We start from the raw sequence: 17013 nt of genomic DNA, 5'->3' as shown, positions 1-17013 counted from the left end.
GAGGGCTGACAGAAAGATGAAACGGATCTTATTGATCGCCACAGGCGGCACGATCGCCTGCACGAAGACGGAACAGGGGCTGGCCCCGGGGCTGGACCCGGAGGAACTCATGGCGTATATACCGGACGCCTCCAGTATCTGTCATGTGGATACGCTGCAGTTATTGAGCATTGACAGTACCAATATCCAGCCTGAACATTGGCTGATGATGGAGCAGGCTCTGGAGGAGAATTATGAGAAATACGACGGATTCGTGGTGACCCACGGCACAGATACTCTCACCTATACCGCCGCAGCCCTCTCCTATCTGATCCAGGGCAGCCGAAAACCTATCGTGGTGACAGGGGCTCAGAAGCCTATCGACGCGTACATAACCGACGCCAGAAAGAATCTGCGGGACAGTCTGCGGTACGCCAGCGAAGACTGCGCTTCGGGCGTGACGATCGTTTTTGACGGAAAGGCCATACTCGGCACCAGGGGAAAAAAGACGCGGAGCAAGAGCTACAGCGCCATGGAGAGCATCAATTACCCCTGCCTGGCCTTTATCGGCGACGACCGTATCACCCATTATCTGCACGGAGGAAATGGCGCGGGGAGCGCTGCATACAACGCCGGCGCAGGGCGCAGGTGCGGCGCGGGGAAAAGCGCAGATTCCGCCGCAGATCCCCGGTCTACGGCCGGAGAGCCGGAAACCGGCGGCCCGGTGTTTTACCGGGGCCTATACCCGCGCATCTTCACCCTGAAGCTGACGCCGGGCATGGAGCCGGATGTGCTGGATTATATCGGCGAGCGTTACGCAGGGATCGTGATCGAAAGCTACGGCGCCGGAGGGCTCCCCTTCCACGATCAGAGAAATTTTCTGGAAAAACTGGAGTGCTTATCGGATCAGGGGAAGATCGTGGTGATCACAACGCAGGTCATGCTGGAGGGCAGCGATCTTTCCATCTATGAGGTGGGGCTGCGGGCGCTGAAAAACTACCCTGTACTGCAGGCCTACGATATGACGCTGGAAGCCGTAGTGACGAAGCTTATGTGGATCCTGGCCGTCACCCGGGATTTTGCCCGGGTAAAAGAATTGTTTTATACCGCGGTGAACGAAGACATTTTACTGTAGCCATCCCGCGAAGGACAGGGGGCATGGGGCGCCGCCGCAGGTGAGAGGCAGGACAAAAAAGTTTTGCCTTTTTTCCTATTCTCCCGTATGATAATTGTGTAGCAAAACAGGGATGGAGGAATGCGGAGCGCCGGGCCGTGGCAGGCCGGCGCGGGCATGGGTTAAGGAATGACAGAAATATTAAGAAATATGCTGTTTAACGTCGGTCTGCTGGTGTTGATGGCGTATCTCGTCACAAAGATGCCGCTGGTGAGAGAGTTTATCATCAACAACCGCGGCGACTGGATGCTGAAATTGTTTCTCATCGTGTTTTTTGGAGCGGTGGGCATTATATCAACTTATATGGGAATGCAGGTGAACGGGGCGATCGTCAACACGCGGGTGGTGGGCGTGGTGGCTGGAGGTCTGCTGGGCGGTCCCATCGTGGGCGTGGGGGCCGGTCTCATCGCCGGGATCCACAGGTGGGCCATCGACATCGGCGGTTTTACCGCGGTAGCCTGCGCCATCTCCACGGTGGCGGAGGGCGTGATCGGCGGTCTGTTTCAGACCAGATACCGGAAGTCGGGAAACGACTGGATCTTTGCCTTCGCGGTGGCGGCCGCGGCGGAGTGCTGCCAGATGATCATCATTTTGCTGGTTGCACGGCCTTTTGACGCGGCCTTTGATCTGGTAAAGATCATCGCTTTTCCCATGATCACCTTCAATTCGTTTGGCGTGGCGCTGTTTGTCACGGTCTTCAATTCTGTTTTTATGACGATGGACGAGGAGGCAGCCCGCCGGACCTCGCTGGCCTTTGAGGTGGCGAACAGCTGTCTGCCGTACATGAAGAGAGGGCTTTCAGACAGCGAGGCCATGGACCGGGCGATCCAGATCATCGCCGGTCTTCCAGGCATCAAAGGCGCGGTCATCACCGATCGGGAGAAGGTGGTGAGCTGCGGGACGCCCGGTCTGATCCAGGGCGGCGGCTCGGAGCTCCCCGAAGCGGCGAAAAAGACGCTGGAAAAGCACCGGGTCACCATGGTCAGAGAGGAAACCTTTCACAAGAAGCTGATCCCGTCGGCGAAGAGCATTGCATCCATTGCAGCGCCGCTTTTCGTCAGCGAGGAGATCGTCGGCACGGTGGTCTTTTTCGTGGAGAGCTACCGTATGACCAACGAGACAGAAAAGAGTTTTGCCGACGGCATGGGAAAGATGTTTTCGACTCAGCTGGAGCTGTCACGGCTGGAGGAACAGACAAAACTTCTGCAGAGGGCGGAGTTCAGCGCGCTGCAATCGCAGATCAATCCACATTTTCTGTTCAACTGTCTCTCCACCATATCCGCCTTCTGCATCGAAAAGCCGGAGCGGGCCAGAGAACTGCTGGTGGTGCTGGGAGATTATTTCCGCAGAACGCTCCAGACCGGCAGTATCATGATACCGCTGCAGGAGGAGATGGAATATGTAAACGCATATCTTACTCTGGAAAAAGCCAGGTTTGAAGAGAAACTTCAGCTGAACGTGGACGTGCCGGAGACGCTGGACTGCATGGTGCCCAGCTTTATTCTGCAGCCCATCGTGGAAAACGCAGTAAAACACGGCGCCATGTGGAACGGCCGCGGCGGAACGGTCTCGATCTGCGCCCGCGCGGTCCTTCGGGACGGGCAGGAGGGCGCGGAGATCCGGGTCACAGACGACGGACCCGGAATGGAGAAAGACATTCTGAAGGCATTTCGGGAAGGAAATATGCCGGAAAACAAAATCGGTCTCATGAATGTTCACCGCAGACTGCAGAATATATACGGGCCGGACAACGGACTGCGCATCGATACGTCACCGAAGCAGGGCACGAGCATGCGGATTTTTATTCCTCGGGGAGACGACGGCGGGGAGAACGAATAATCATGGGGAGAGGAGGTCTGCTGAATGAGAATTGCGGTGGTGGACGACGAACGGCTCATACGGAAGGATCTGATCTATTATCTGAAGGATCTGGCCCCGGACGCCGAGATCGAGGAGGCGGACAGCGGGTTTACCGCAGTGGAGCTGGCCAATTCCAAACCGTTTGATATTTTTTTTCTCGACATCAACCTGGGAGATATGAAGGGCACTGTATTGGCGCTGATGCTGCAGAAGACGGCGCCGGAAGCCTCGGTGGTATTTGTGACCGCTTACGGCGAGTACGGCCCCCAGGCCTTTGAGCTGAACGCCGTAGATTATATTATGAAACCTTTCAATAAGGCCAGGGTGGAAAAAGCGCTGAAAAAAGCGGTTCAGATGAGGAATCTCGCTCGGCTGGAAAAGATGGAGGAAGCGGGCCGGTCATCGGGATCGATGGCGGGGGCCGCGGGGCCGGGTCTGCTGGAGCCGCGGGGCCTGCCGGGGCTGCCGGGCCTGCAGGCCCCGGGGCGAGAACGTGCAATGGCGCGAAAACCGGATGGGAAGCTGGGAGGATGGATGGGGTCCGAGTCAGAGAGCCGGATACGGGAAAGATCGCGATCCATCACGACCGGAAAGTGACGCTGGTCGATCCCAGGGATATCGTTTTCGCGGAGAGCGTCCAGCGCAGCTGCAGGATCTGCTGCCGCGGCGGCGTACAGTATGTGACGCCCGTGACGCTGACGGAACTGGAAAATCGTCTGGCAGGCGGACGTTTTATGCGGGTGCACCGGAGTTTTATCATCAATCTGGAATTCGTGTCAGAGATCGCCATGCTCTACGCGAAAAATTATTGCGTGAAGATGAAGGGCTATGAGAAGACGCCGCTGCCGGTGGGCAGGACCCAGATCAGAAGGCTGAAAGAGATATTCCGGATCTAGGGAGCGGCGTGGGCCCGCGGCCGCCGGCCGCGATCTGAACATACGGTGAAAATCAGATAGACCGGGGAGACTGTTCTTGTCCAGAACAGTCTTTTCTTATTGTGCTGGAAATATTACCGGATGGGAATAAACCCTTTCAGAGAGAAGTTATGAATTCGGAAACACGATATTCGTCGAAAGGAGGTGGTGAAGGATCAAGGCGGGCGGCAGCCCGGGGATCATGAAAAATGCATGATTTTACAGCTACATTACATCAGGTTCGCATTGTTCGGAATGGAGGGGAAATACTAACAACAGAGATTAAATAACAGGAGACATGAAGATGAAACAGCGAACAATAACGATTTCAGATCTGGACCGTTACCGGGACTATCTGATCGAAGAAGAGCGGAGCGGCGCCACACTGCGTAAATATATGCACGATGTGAGAGCGTTTTACGAATTTCTGGGGGAAACAAAAAAAGCAGATAAAGAAAGCGTGCTGGACTTTAAGGCCCACCTGGAACAACGCTACGCAGTGAACAGCGTGAATTCCATGCTGATCGCAGTCAACGGCTTTCTCTCTTTTCTGGAAATGCAGGAATGCCGCGTCAAGACGCTTAAGATGCAGCGCCGGTTTTGCACAGGGGAGCGGGAGCTGACAAAGGCGGAGTATTTTCGACTGATCGAAACGGCTGAGAAAAAGCAGAATCAGCGGCTATGCGCCATAATGCAGACCATCTGCGCAACGGGGATCCGCATCAGTGAACTGAGTTTCGTCACAGTGGAGGCTGTGAAGTCCGGCCGGGCGCAGGTTTCCTGCAAAGGAAAGAAACGAGTGGTGATCATATCGAAGGAACTGCAGAGGCTCCTGCTGCGCTACTGCGCGGAGGCGGGGATCCGTTCCGGATGTGTGTTTGTGACAAAGACGGGAAAGCCGGTGGACCGGAGCAATATATGGACAGAAATGAAAAAGCTCTGCAGTCAGGCGGAGGTGGAGCCGGAGAAGGTGTTTCCGCACAATCTGCGGCACCTATTTGCGGTGACCTTTTACAGACTGAAAAAAGACATCGCCGGTCTGGCCGATGTGCTGGGCCACAGCAGTATTGAAACTACGAGGATCTATACGGCGACAAGCGGCGACGAACACCGCAGCGCGCTGTCACAGATGGGGCTGGTACGGCAGGGTGAGGACGGCTGGCCGCAGTACGCTGATCAAGCGTCTGTTCTGTGAAGGTAAAGAAAAATACAACATAATACTCATTATGTTGTCGGCACTGGGACTTTCCTGCTTTCTACAATGACGATTAAAATAAAATGGCAGCCCGCAGCCGCTATTTTCCAGCCTGCAGCGGGTTATTGGGGCCTGTGAACGCCCTTCGTCCCCTCCGGCAGGCCGGCGGCCGGGAAACATGATCTTTACGCTGTCTGTATGCGTGTGTTAATTCTCTTGATTCTACTGTCGGTTATGGTATAATTATGACGGATGTAATTTTTATGTAATTCTTTGTTACAACATAATGAGTATTATGTTGTTAGCGCGACAGAAGCGGAGGCCTGAATGGGAGCAGAAAAGGGGAAGGTCGCAGTGAAGCACTGTCTGCTGGACGAGCTGGCCGGTATAACAGGCTGCATTTATTTGTCTGATCTGCGGCAAAAAATGAGGGAAAAGCGATTTCTGCTCATATTAGAGCAGATCGTGCCTGAAGAATATACCATAGAAGACTGGAATGATACAGTGCATTATCTTTGCGGCCGGAAGGTGGAGTTTCAGAAAAAAGAAGACGCGCTGGCCTGTCTCTGCGATTTTGTTAGAGAGTTCTGGTGAGGTGCGGAAACAGTGAGTGGGAGCAGTGAAAGGAATCGGGGGATCGGGCGGCTGTTGAAGCCGGCTGTACTTTTTGCTACAATAGGCATATCTTCTGCAGACAAGAGCGCCCATGCTTTTGCCGAATGCCGAAGGTGTATCTCAGAAAGGTGCAGGTAAAGAGATCATGAGGATCAGAAAGTACGGCCCGCAGGACTGCGAAGCATTGTTCAGACTGTATCACGATACGGTGCACAGCGTGAATGCCAGGGATTACAGCCAGCGGCAGCTGGACGCGTGGTCGGATGGAACATGGGATCCGGAGAGCTGGAACCGGTCGTTTCTGGAGCACAATACGGTGGTAGCCGTGGAAGACGGCGGGATCACAGGCTTTGGAGATATGGATCCTGCAGGTTATCTGGACCGGCTTTACGTCCACAAAGATCACCAGGGAAAGGGAATCGCTTCTGCGATCTGTGAGGAACTGGAACGGTCGGTCTGTGCAGACCGGATCACAGTACACGCATCGATCACCGCAAAGCCTTTTTTTGAGAATCGGGGCTACGTAACATTAAAGGAACAGCAGGTGGAGCGCAAAGGCGTCCGGCTGACCAATTATGTAATGGAAAAGAGAATGCAGCGGTAGGAAACGCTGCAAAAATGCTTTGCAGAATCCAGAAATTTTGTTATAATTATTATTACAGCGAGTGGCTTGACTGCGTAAATCCAGTTGTCGGCTATTCGCTGTTTTTGTTTTTGAAAGTTGCCATGATTGCTGACACGCGGCCCGGTCCCGGCCGCTGAGGGAGGAAAGGAGCGGGATCAGCGAAGTCGAAGCGGCAAGATCACAGATATTTCATTTCATGGATGGCCCTGGGGCGTTTGGAACCAGGGCAACGAAGCGTGTGGCCTGAGGCGTAAATCCAGCTTGTCTGCCGCGCGTTTTTTAATGGAAAAAGATCGCTGAGTGATCATAATTCGATGGAGGAGGTCAATTTATGGAAGAAAAGTCCAATTCGTTTCTGGAAACGGAGAAAATAGGCAGGCTGATGCAAAGGTATGCGGTGCCGTGTATTATATCGCTGCTGGTAGCTGCATTTTACAATATTGTAGATCAGATTTTTATCGCCAATGCCGATTATCTGGGGTCCTTTGGAAACGCCGCAAACACTGTTGTTTTTCCGCTGACGGTGACCGCGCTGGCGATAGCCGTCATGATAGGCGACGGATGCTGCGCTTTCGTGAGCATCAGTCTGGGGGCGGGAAATAAAGAGAGCGCCGGTAAAAGCATTGGGTGTTCGATCCTTCTGTGCGTGATGGCCGGTCTGGTCCTCGCCGCCGTGTTTTTTGCCTTTCGGGATCAGCTCCTGACGCTGTTCGGAGGCAGAGTAAACACAGAGACTTTTCGGTATTCAAAAGAATACTTTACCTATATTTCAGTGGGAATTCCGTTTTATATGTTTGGGCAGGCTATGAATCCGATCATACGCTCAGACGGCAGCCCGGGTTTTGCTATGGTCTCCACTCTTGCCGGCGCGGTGGTCAACATCATTCTGGATCCGGTTTTTATTTTCGTGTGCCGCTGGGGAATGATGGGCGCCGCCGTGGCCACGGTTCTTGGTCAATTGCTCACGGCCGTTCTGGCGGTCTGGTACCTCTGTCACATGAAGGCCGTACGCCTGGAACGGCGCAGCTTTCGGCTGTACGGCGGGATGATGGCAAAATTCCTGCCGCTGGGTATCTGCAGTTTTCTGTCACAGATTTCTCTGGTTGCAGCCATGGCGGCTATCAACAACATGATCCGGAAATATGGCGCTATGGACGCGGTCTTCGGGCAGGCAGAATATGCCCAGATCCCCATGGCTGTGGTTGGTATCGTCATGAAATTTTTCCAGATCGTGATTTCTGTAGTGGTGGGCATGGCTGCAGGCTGCATCCCTGTGGTGGGATACAATATTGGCGCCGGCCGCAGAGATCGCGCCAGAAATCTGTTTACGCTGCTGCTGGTCGCAGAGGCGGCGGTGGGTGCGGCGGGTCTTCTTATCGTTGAATTATTTCCGAACCAGCTTATCGCTATTTTTGGAGCGGCCAACGAAAGTGTCTATTATACGGACTTTGCCGTTAAAGCGTTCCGCATTTACCTTTGCATGCTGATACTGGCATGCGTGAACAAAGCGGCGTTCATCTATATGCAGGCGTTGGGAAAGGCTCTGGCTTCCACGCTGCTGTCCATGGTGCGGGAAGTGGTGTTCGGAGTGGGTTTCGCTCTGCTGCTGCCAATATTTTTTGGCCTGGACGGCGTACTGTACTCCATGCCCATTTCAGATGCTCTGACTTTCCTCATCTCGGCGGTGGCCATATGCCTGACGTATAGAGAACTGGGGAGAGCGCAGCCCGATCACAGCCCGGTTGATCCCGTTTCGTCCGGCGGTAGGCCCGGCGGAGCGCCAGAGGGGAGAGGAAATGTTGAATATAGGCGGCGGGGAGCAGCAGGAATCGGAGCAGTAGAATGCCAAGATACAGGAATCAAGCAGAAGGAAACTTGTGATTCAAAGCAGGCCGACCGGAAGAAAGAGGCAGAAGTGAGAACGTCAGAAGGGAGCGTGTCTTTATGAAGAACAGAATTATCACCATCAGCCGTGAATTTGGAAGCGGAGGCAGAACCGTCGGAAAGATCGCGGCGCAAAAGCTTGGCGTTCCTTGTTACGATCAGGAACTGATCAGGGAAATTGCCGGGCAGAGTGGTTTTACAGAGGACTATGTGGCGGAACAGAGCGAATGCACCAGACATGGAAATTGGATCGCAAACGCTTTTTCCGAGGGTTCGCTGGGGGGCTTCTCGAATCAGGACTATCTGTGGATCGTTCAACGAAAGGTCATTTTAAAACTGGCGCAGGAGGAATCCTGCGTTATAGTGGGCCGCTGTGCCGATTACATTCTGGGTGAAGAGGCGGATTGTCTCAGGGTATTCATTCACGCTGACCCGGCAAAGCGGGCGGAGAGGATAGTCAAGGTTTACGGCGAGACTGGGGAACTGCCGGAGAAGAGGGTGAGGGACAAGGACCGGCGGCGGGCGGCCTACTATCAATTCTATACAGATATGAAGTGGGGGGAGGCCCGGAATTATCACATAGCATTGGACAGCGGCGCACTGGGGATCGAGAAATGCGCGGAGTTGATAACAAGTCTGTATTGAACACCTGGCCGAACCGAACAAGCGGCGGCCGAAGAAACTACGGCCGAACAAACAGAAGGACTGCTGCGGATTTTTATGATCTGCAGCAGTCCTTTTTTCGTTTTCAGATCTGATTCCGTCACTGAATGAACTCGCCGCCCCGGATGACTTTTCTCTCCAGAGATTCGTGTTCCTGAGGAAGGCCTTCTTTGTTCTGCTTCTGAATGGCGCGGATCTTCAGCGGCAGGGAGAAGAGATTGATGAAGCCTTCGGCATCGCTCTGATTGTAGACCTCGTCTTTGCTGAAGGTGGCGAATTCCTCGCTGTAGAGGGCGTTCTCGGATCTGCTGGCCACGGGAATGGCGCTGCCCTTGTACAGCTTCATTTTCACCACGCCGGTCACTTCCTTCTGGGTGCAGTCCGCGAAGGCGTCGATGGCTTCGCGGATAGGCGTATACCAGAGTCCGTCGTACACCAGCTGCGCATACTTCAGAGCGACGATATTTTTGTACTGCATGGTATCTCTGTCGAGTATGAGTTTTTCCAGGTCGGCATGAGCCTTGAAAAGGATCGTGCCTCCCGGCGTCTCATACACGCCTCTGGATTTCATGCCTACCAGACGATTTTCGATGATATCGATGGTGCCGACTCCGTTTTCACTGCCCAGCTTGTTCAGTGCGGTGAGAAGCTCTACCGGGCCCATGTCTTTTCCGTCGAGGGAAACAGGTACGCCTTTTTCGAATCCGATCTCCACATAAGCCGGGGTGTCCGGAGCCTGTTCCGGCGTACAGGACAGTACGTGGATATCGTCCTTGTGCATATTCCAGGGATTTTCCAGATTGCCGCCCTCATGGCTGATGTGCCAGATGTTTTCGTCGCGGCTGTAGATCTTCTCAGTGGTCTGCGCGATGGGGATATCGTGGGCTTTCGCGTAGGCGATACAGTCTTCTCTGGACTGCAGATCCCAGACGCGCCAGGGGGCGATGATCTTGATCGCGGGATTCAGCGCCTTGATGGTCGTCTCGAAACGCACCTGATCGTTCCCCTTGCCTGTGCAGCCGTGAGCAATGATGTAGGCGCCTTCTTTTTCAGCTACTTCTACCAGCTTTTTTGCCATGAGCGGTCTGGCCATGGATGTGCCGAGAAGGTAGTCGTTTTCGTAGACCGCCCCTGTTTTCAGAGTGGGCCAGATAAAATCGGTAATAAATTCCTCCTGAATATCCAATATGTATGCTTTGGATGCGCCTGTGGCGTAAGCCTTCTTTTCGATCGCGTCGAAATCCTCGTTTTGCCCGGCGTTGCAGCAGACTGTAATAACTTCGCAGTCATAGTGCTCCTTCAGCCAGGTCACGATAACGGATGTGTCCAATCCGCCCGAATATGCCAGTACGATCTTTTCTTTTGCCATGATACCAGTCCTCCTGTATTTTTTATTCACGTTCATCGCCGTTTTAAAGGTGTTTGATGACTAATTATTCAATGAAACCCATTATACGCGCATAAAAACTCAAATGCAACCCAAAAATGAATTTTTATTCAAAAATATTTATAAAAATAATAGACTGCCGGAGGGGGCCGGCCCGGCCGGGAGTTGATATCGGCAACGGTGATGACATTCCTTTAAAAATATGCGATAATATGAACGATCTGTGTACAGATTCAGTTCGTTTTGTGCGCATTTTGAGGAATTTTGATGAAATAAGGCGTTTTATGTAGAAAAAAGGACCATTCATGCGGTGAAAACGACAGTTTGTCTGGATGGTGGTGACATAGAGTTTGACAGTGGTATGATAAACATGTAAAAAAGAGGGGAGTTCAAAAGGGACCCGTGGAAGGGGAAAGATTACGGGGGAGAAAGCAAGATAGACCTTGAAGGAGGGAATATTATGATTACTTTCTTTTGCGCACTTATTTTATTGATCGTAGGCTATCTGGTGTATGGCCGGATCGTCGAAAAGATGTTTAAGCCCGACGACAGAGAGACGCCGGCCATCGCCATGGCTGACGGCGTGGATTATGTTGAGATGAAGCCGGCGAAGATCTTTTTGATCCAGCTGCTGAATATCGCCGGGCTGGGACCGATCTATGGAGCCATCCTGGGAGCCCTGTGGGGCCCCACCGTGTTTCTGTGGATCGTTTTCGGTACTATTTTCGCGGGCGCAGTCCACGATTATCTGTCCGGTATGATCTCCGAGAGACATGGCGGCGCCAGTATCTCTGAGATCGTGGGCATCTACCTGGGACCTGTGATGAAGCAGGTCATGCGCGTGTTTTCCGTGGTGCTGCTGGTTCTGGTCGGAACGGTGTTCGCCACGGGACCGGCGGGACTTCCGGCTATGCTGACGCCCAGCTGGATGAACGGCGCTGTCTGGCTGGGAATCATTCTGACCTACTATTTCCTGGCTACGCTGGTTCCTATCGATAAGCTGATCGGAAAGGTATATCCGTTCTTCGGTATCTGCCTGATCATCATGGCGGTAGGCGTGGGCGCCGGGATCATCATCCAGGGCTACACGATTCCCGAACTCACATTCGAAAATATGCACCCGGACGGTTCCCCCATCTGGCCGCTGATGTTTATCACCGTGGCCTGCGGAGCGATCTCGGGTTTCCACGCCACACAGTCTCCCATGATGGCCCGCTGCCTGCCCAGCGAAAAGTACGGCAGAAAGATATTTTACGGGGCCATGGTGTCGGAAGGCGTGATCGCGCTGGTATGGGCGGCTGCCGGAGTAGCGTTCTACGAGACCACCGGCGGACTGCAGGCGGCTCTGACCCAGTTCGGCGGACAGGGCGGCGTTGTATATGATATCTGTCAGAACCTGCTGGGGCCTGTCGGCGCGGTTCTCGCCATGATCGGCGTAATCGCATGTCCTATCTCCTCAGGCGACACGGCGTTCCGAAGCGCCCGGCTGACCCTGGCTGACTGGTTCAAAGTCGATCAGAAAAACATCAAGAAGAGACTGGGGCTCACCGTTCCCCTTCTGGCGATCGGCGCGCTGCTTTCTCAGATCGACTTCAATATTGTCTGGAGATATTTCTCCTGGAGCAACCAGACGCTGGCTATGATCGCTCTGTGGGCCGGCGCAGTGTATCTTCACAAAAATCACTGTCCCCACTGGTTTGCCTCCGTGCCGGCGACCTTTATGTCGGCGGTGAGCATGACCTATATCCTGATGGCTCCCGAGGGCTTCGGCGCCTGGATCGGCACCAATATCGCCTATCCTGTGGGCATCATCTTCGCCGCGGCCTGCTTCGGACTCTTTATCTGGAAGATCCGGAAGAACGGCCAGGATACCATCGCTTCTCCTGCGGCAGCCAAATAGACCGGTCCGGCGGCTGTCAGAGATAGAGAGGACTCCTTAATACGAGTAAGACTATATTTATTATGAGTGTATGCGACAAAGAGCCTGCTGTTTCAGCAGGCTCTTTGTTTTGCTAAAAAAGACTTGATAAACTGAGAAAAAAACGCCTGATCCAGACCGCCGCCGGCGTGCCGGTAAACACCGCTGTGTGCAGCCGCGCCGGCGGCTCCAGCGCTCCGCGCCCATCAAAATCCAGCCAGAGAAAGTATTGACAGTCAATATGTTATATATTATGATACGCATATCAGCATCAGCATGGTTTCCTGATTTTTTAACAATGAATGGGACGGCGTTGTTAAATTAATATCGAATATTGGAGGTTTTCATGGAGAAAATTGACTGCCTGGGTGAATTCTGCCCTATTCCCATCATGCGTCTGCAAAAGGCCGTGCCGAAGATCCTCGGGGGCGAGCCCATGGTTCTGGTCACGGATCACAGCTGTACCGTTGCGGCGGTAAGGGATTTCTGTGGACGGAATCATCTGACGTATACAGCCGACGAGGTGATAAACGGCGTGTGGGAAATTACCGTCAGCAAATAGTATCCTGCAGAATCCGCTCCAGGTAGTTCATCAGCTTTTCCTGCAGCGAAGTGTACTGGTCCGGGTTCTTTCGGCGGATCGCATAATATTCATTGATCATTTGAAAATGTTCCAGTTTTACAATTTTGAGCTGTTTGTTGTACAGCTCTTTTTTAATTGCCATATAGGGAATGAAGGCCAGTCCGTAGCCGTTTCCCGCGGACATCTTGAGGGATTCGGCTGAATCCATTTCGTAAAGAATGTTCAGCCTGGACAGGTCCACTCCGATATCGGACAGATATTGATCCAGAAGCTCCCGGGTCCGGTAGCCGGCAGAAAAGGTCAGCAGCGGCTGACGGTACAGATGCTGGAACGTGAGGAGTTCCGGCAATTTCGCCTTATAAGACGCCACCAGGCACATTTCGTCGCAGTATATCTTCCGATAGCGCAGTTTTTTCGACTGGGGTCTGCCGTAGATGAAGCCGATATCCGCTTTATCGTTTAAAACAAGGCTTTCCGAGTGAAGGCTGGGAGCCTGCTCCATGGTCAGCACAAAATCTGGATATTTTTCTTTGAGATGAAAAATAGTGCAGGGCAGAGCATATGTATAAATATTCGGAGAAGCGCAGACTCTGAGTTTTTTGTGTGTGCTGGACATCATCTCCAGATCGTCCAGCATGTTTGAATAGGTGTCGGTGAGGACCTGGGCGTACTGGCTCACTATCTGGCCGGATGCGGTGGGGGTGACCCCTGCGTTGCTGCGGGTCAGAAGGGGCAGACCCAGATCCCGCTCCATGGTTTTGATCTGCTGGCTCAGAGCGGACTGTGAGATGTTCAGCGTCACAGCGGCTTTGGAAATACTCTTTTCGTTCATGACAGCAAGGAATGATCTTAATACTTCAATGTTCATCGCTCATTCTTCCTTTCACGTTCCTTTTTCGCTCACCGATCTGACGGGATAGCTTTTATGAGCGGGCGAAAACCGCCACGGGCGCGTTTTCCTCCGGAGCAGGGGACTTTTATGAAGAAAGTATGCCATAAGGCATCCTTATATGTCAATTAAAAAATGCATTAACTATTCGTGTGGAATGCGTGATATACTGATATCAATCAGCTGATAAATATTTAACGATTAAAAGGTGAAAGCAATGGAAAACAACAACAGTTCCCTCTCGGGACGTGCCAGAGCTCCTAGGAAACCGAAGAAAAGTCAGATCCCCTATGCGATACTTGTCACAATTCTGATTCTCGGATTGGGACTTTATCTCAGCTCATTGGGAGCCAAGCTTCCAGCGTATCTGATCTTCGGCGTGGCCTTTGGCTATGTCCTTCAGCGTTCCCGATTCTGTTTTACGGCGGCGCTGCGCGACCCGTGGATCACGGGAAGCACCTCGCTTACCAGAGCGGCGCTCATCGCCTTTGGGCTGGCGGCCATCGGGTTTACGGCGATCAAGTATAACAGCGTATTGAGCGGCGCGGATCAGACTCTTGCCATGGAAGGGGTCGCTCCCATCGGTCTTCCGCTCATGCTGGGCGGCGTTTTATTCGGTATTGGAATGGTCATTTCCGGCGGCTGTGCCTCGGGCACGCTGATGCGTGTCGGTGAAGGATTCACCATGCAGGTATTGTCCCTTGCGTTCTTCGTTATCGGATCGCTGTGGGGAGCGCACGATATGACATTCTGGAATCGATTCAACGAAAATGCGCCGAAAATTTTTCTTCCCGACATATTCGGGTGGTTTGGAGGCGTGGTGGTCCAGGCAGGAATCATCGTACTTCTCTACATCGCGGCTCTGAAGTGGCAGGAAAAGAAAATGGGAAGTATGGAGTAAGTGAAAGTTAGTGAAAAGAACAAATTGTGGTGAGTAAAAAAGTAGATAATCAGGAGGTTATGAAAATGGCAGAATTTACATTGGATTGCATGGGTGAGGCTTGTCCGGTTCCTTTGATGAAGTGCGAGAAGAAGATGAATGAGTTGAAAGTGGGAGACGTGCTGCTGGTCTCCATCGACCACAGCTGCGCTATGAAAAACGTGCCGGAATGGGCCAGGACCCGGGGCCACAATGTGGAGATCGAGGAAGTGGACGACGGCGAGTGGGAAGTCATCATTGAAAAGACAAACTGATCTTTCATCAAATCCAGGAAGCAGGTGAATCGCTTGAACGAATTTTTTAAAAAATTGGGGAATCAGCCCATTTATAAAAGACTGATGAAAGAACCCCTTACATATGTCGGCGGAGCGGTGCTGCTGGCGCTGTTCAATATCGCCCACTTCGGCCTGTTTGAGAGCGGGTGGGGGGTCTCCAGCGCGTTAGCCAACTGGGGAGCCTGGATCTACCAGTCCTTTGGAGGAGATGTGAGCTCGTGGAGCTATTTTGCAAGCGAGAAGGCACAGCAGACCCTGGCAAATGGGTTTTGGATGGATGGCGGATCGATACGAAATGTGGGCATTATTTTAGGAGCGCTGGTCTGCACCTTATACGCATCCCAGTTTAAGATCAAGAAAATAAAGGCCGTCCGTCAGGTGGTGGCCGCCATACTGGGCGGTCTGCTCATGGGTTATGGGGCCAGAATGGCTCACGGCTGCAATATTGGAGCTTTGTTTACAGCCATCAGCTCTATGTCCCTGTCCGGATGGGTGTTTGCGATCTTTCTTATGGCAGGAGCGTTTATCGGCAGTAAACTTCTGGCTAAATACTTTATGTAGCCGGGAACTGAATGGAGGGGAAAACTTTGGAAAAGAAAACGGAACGTTATGACGTAGTTATTATCGGCGGGGGAGCCGCCGGCCTTACGGCGGGCATTTACTGCGGACGCGCCAGGCTGAAGACGCTTCTGATCGAGAAAGCCCTGGTAGGCGGACTTGCGACCTACACCAATGAAATTGAAAATTATCCCGGGTTCCCGGAGGGATCTTCCGGACTGGGCCTGATGGATCTTTTCCACAAACAGGCGAAAAAATTCGGCGTTGAGTTTAAACTCACCGATGTGAGAAGCGTGGACTTTTCCGGCGAGGAAAAGATCGTGGAAACCTTCCGTAACCGCTATGTGGCCAAGGCGGTCATCGTGGCCAGCGGCGGAAAGCCCCGTCTCACCGGCGCGAAGAATGAAGCGGATTTCCTGTATGACAAGGGCATTTCCTTCTGCGCCACCTGCGACGCGGCGGCCAATACCGACAAGACGGTCATGGTGATCGGCAGCGGCGACGCGGCCATCGAGGAGGGAATGTTCCTCACGAAGTTTGCCAGCAAGGTGATCGTATCCGTCATGCACGAGGACGGCAAGATGGACTGCAACGAAATCGCCAAGGCGGAGGCTCTGGCAAACCCGAAGATGGAGTTTGCATGGAACACGGTGGTGGACAGCTTCGAAGGCGAGGGCCGGCTGGAGCGGGTAGTGCTGAAAAATGTAAAGACGGAAGAATTGACGCCGTACACGGTGGACAGCTGCTTCCTCTTCATCGGTTACCTGCCCAACACAGAGCTGTTCCGCGACATGCTGGATATGAACAGAGGCGGCTATCTGCTCACAAACGAGAAAATGGAGACGAATATCCCCGGTATTTTCGCCGTGGGAGACGTGAGAGATAAGTTTTTGAAGCAGGTCGCCACAGCTGTGGGCGACGGCGCGGTGGCAGGCTACGCCGCGGAGAAATACATAGCGGAGGGCGAGGTCTACAGTCGTCAGATCCTCAATGAAGGCGGTCCGTCCTTTGTGTACATCTATAATGCCATTGATCCGGCGGGAAGAGAGCTGCTTCCGCTGATCGAGCAGTTTGAAGAAAAGCACAAGGGAGAGATCCCTGTCTCCAGAGTTGACGTTTACAAATCCACAGGGATCGCCGACAAGTTGAACGTGTCCGTTTTCCCATCCGCGGTGCTGATCAACAACAATCAGGTGGTTGCGGTTCTGGAGAAGGATATCAATGAGGCCGATCTGGAAAAATTGGCTGCAAAACTGGGGTAGAGAGGGGAGAACGCCCGGCTCTCGCCTGCAGCCGCCGGTGGCTGATAAGAATAAAAGAAGCATGGGGAAACGGATCCGTTTTACACATGCTTCTTTTTTATTGAACAAATTTATAGGTACGTTTTCGGGAGACGTTTACACCTCTGGGTGGATGACGAACCAGTCCGAACTGGATTTTGAAAATAACGGACGAATACGTGTGAAAAAATGATGATCGTTCGCCTATTAGGGGTCGTTTGCTTTTTTTATGTGATTTCTGTGACATTTTGATGAAAAATACTTTACGCTGCAT

At 52.9% G+C, this 17013-nt stretch carries 17 protein-coding genes; 15 read left to right on the top strand and 2 right to left on the bottom strand.

The window, feature by feature from the left end:
* The first annotated feature begins 16 nt into the window (after positions 1 to 16).
* From E0E37_RS03515 to E0E37_RS03475, 9 genes are all read left to right on the top strand, one after another.
* Positions 17 to 1114 carry an asparaginase gene (locus tag E0E37_RS03515; RefSeq protein WP_130861586.1) on the top strand — a complete coding sequence of 366 codons (1098 nt, stop codon included), beginning with the start codon at positions 17 to 19 and terminating at the stop codon, positions 1112 to 1114.
* A gap of 168 nt (positions 1115 to 1282) precedes the next feature.
* On the top strand, positions 1283 to 2992 hold the full coding sequence (locus E0E37_RS03510) for a LytS/YhcK type 5TM receptor domain-containing protein (RefSeq protein WP_130861585.1): 1710 nt from the start codon (positions 1283 to 1285) through the stop codon (positions 2990 to 2992).
* A gap of 24 nt (positions 2993 to 3016) precedes the next feature.
* Complete coding sequence (locus E0E37_RS03505) at positions 3017 to 3610, top strand: LytR/AlgR family response regulator transcription factor (RefSeq protein ID WP_130861584.1); 594 nt, start codon at positions 3017 to 3019, stop codon at positions 3608 to 3610.
* Positions 3544 to 3909, top strand: coding sequence for a LytTR family DNA-binding domain-containing protein (locus E0E37_RS03500; protein WP_130861583.1), 366 nt, complete (start codon positions 3544 to 3546; stop codon positions 3907 to 3909). Before E0E37_RS03505 ends, E0E37_RS03500 begins: the two co-directional genes overlap by 67 nt.
* Before the next feature lie 322 nt (positions 3910 to 4231).
* Positions 4232 to 5122 (top strand): tyrosine-type recombinase/integrase, encoded by an 891-nt coding sequence (locus tag E0E37_RS03495; RefSeq protein WP_130861582.1) that lies wholly within the window; start codon positions 4232 to 4234, stop codon positions 5120 to 5122.
* Positions 5123 to 5449: 327 nt separating this feature from the next.
* Positions 5450 to 5716, top strand: a complete 267-nt coding sequence (locus E0E37_RS03490) for a hypothetical protein (protein WP_130861581.1) — start codon at positions 5450 to 5452, stop codon at positions 5714 to 5716.
* A gap of 166 nt (positions 5717 to 5882) precedes the next feature.
* Positions 5883 to 6341 (top strand): GNAT family N-acetyltransferase, encoded by a 459-nt coding sequence (locus E0E37_RS03485; RefSeq protein WP_130861580.1) that lies wholly within the window; start codon positions 5883 to 5885, stop codon positions 6339 to 6341.
* Between the two features lie 352 nt (positions 6342 to 6693).
* A complete protein-coding gene (locus tag E0E37_RS03480) occupies positions 6694 to 8310 on the top strand; it encodes an MATE family efflux transporter (protein ID WP_330548532.1) in 1617 nt (538 codons plus the stop codon).
* Positions 8307 to 8891, top strand: coding sequence for a cytidylate kinase-like family protein (locus tag E0E37_RS03475; protein ID WP_130861579.1), 585 nt, complete (start codon positions 8307 to 8309; stop codon positions 8889 to 8891). The genes E0E37_RS03480 and E0E37_RS03475 overlap by 4 nt, the downstream gene beginning before the upstream one ends.
* Positions 8892 to 9009: 118 nt before the next feature.
* On the opposite strand, the gene E0E37_RS03470 is transcribed toward E0E37_RS03475, so the two are convergent.
* A complete protein-coding gene (locus tag E0E37_RS03470) occupies positions 9010 to 10278 on the bottom strand; it encodes an argininosuccinate synthase (RefSeq protein WP_207302914.1) in 1269 nt (422 codons plus the stop codon).
* A 478-nt stretch (positions 10279 to 10756) separates the two neighbouring features.
* Between E0E37_RS03470 and E0E37_RS03465 the strand changes: the two genes are divergently transcribed.
* Positions 10757 to 12196 carry a carbon starvation CstA family protein gene (locus E0E37_RS03465; protein WP_130861578.1) on the top strand — a complete coding sequence of 480 codons (1440 nt, stop codon included), beginning with the start codon at positions 10757 to 10759 and terminating at the stop codon, positions 12194 to 12196.
* A 364-nt stretch (positions 12197 to 12560) separates the two neighbouring features.
* Complete coding sequence (locus E0E37_RS03460) at positions 12561 to 12776, top strand: sulfurtransferase TusA family protein (protein ID WP_130861577.1); 216 nt, start codon at positions 12561 to 12563, stop codon at positions 12774 to 12776.
* On the opposite strand, the gene E0E37_RS03455 is transcribed toward E0E37_RS03460, so the two are convergent.
* On the bottom strand, positions 12766 to 13665 hold the full coding sequence (locus E0E37_RS03455; RefSeq protein ID WP_130861576.1) for a LysR family transcriptional regulator: 900 nt from the start codon (positions 13663 to 13665) through the stop codon (positions 12766 to 12768). The genes E0E37_RS03460 and E0E37_RS03455 overlap by 11 nt on opposite strands.
* Before the next feature lie 238 nt (positions 13666 to 13903).
* Here E0E37_RS03455 and E0E37_RS03450 point away from each other — a divergent pair, with 238 nt between their 5' ends.
* From E0E37_RS03450 to E0E37_RS03435, 4 genes are all read left to right on the top strand, one after another.
* Complete coding sequence (locus E0E37_RS03450) at positions 13904 to 14587, top strand: YeeE/YedE thiosulfate transporter family protein (protein WP_130861575.1); 684 nt, start codon at positions 13904 to 13906, stop codon at positions 14585 to 14587.
* Between the two features lie 65 nt (positions 14588 to 14652).
* Complete coding sequence (locus E0E37_RS03445) at positions 14653 to 14880, top strand: sulfurtransferase TusA family protein (RefSeq protein WP_130861574.1); 228 nt, start codon at positions 14653 to 14655, stop codon at positions 14878 to 14880.
* A 33-nt stretch (positions 14881 to 14913) separates the two neighbouring features.
* A complete protein-coding gene (locus tag E0E37_RS03440; protein ID WP_130861573.1) occupies positions 14914 to 15462 on the top strand; it encodes a YeeE/YedE thiosulfate transporter family protein in 549 nt (182 codons plus the stop codon).
* 26 nt (positions 15463 to 15488) lie between these two features.
* Positions 15489 to 16721: an FAD-dependent oxidoreductase gene (locus E0E37_RS03435; protein ID WP_207302913.1), complete on the top strand. Its 1233-nt coding sequence runs from the start codon at positions 15489 to 15491 to the stop codon at positions 16719 to 16721.
* Positions 16722 to 17013: the final 292 nt, after the last annotated feature.

This window comes from Bacilliculturomica massiliensis (assembly GCF_900605495.1).
Lineage (GTDB): Bacteria > Bacillota > Clostridia > Peptostreptococcales > Anaerovoracaceae > Bacilliculturomica > Bacilliculturomica massiliensis.
This window is presented reverse-complemented; position numbering and strand designations above follow the sequence as displayed.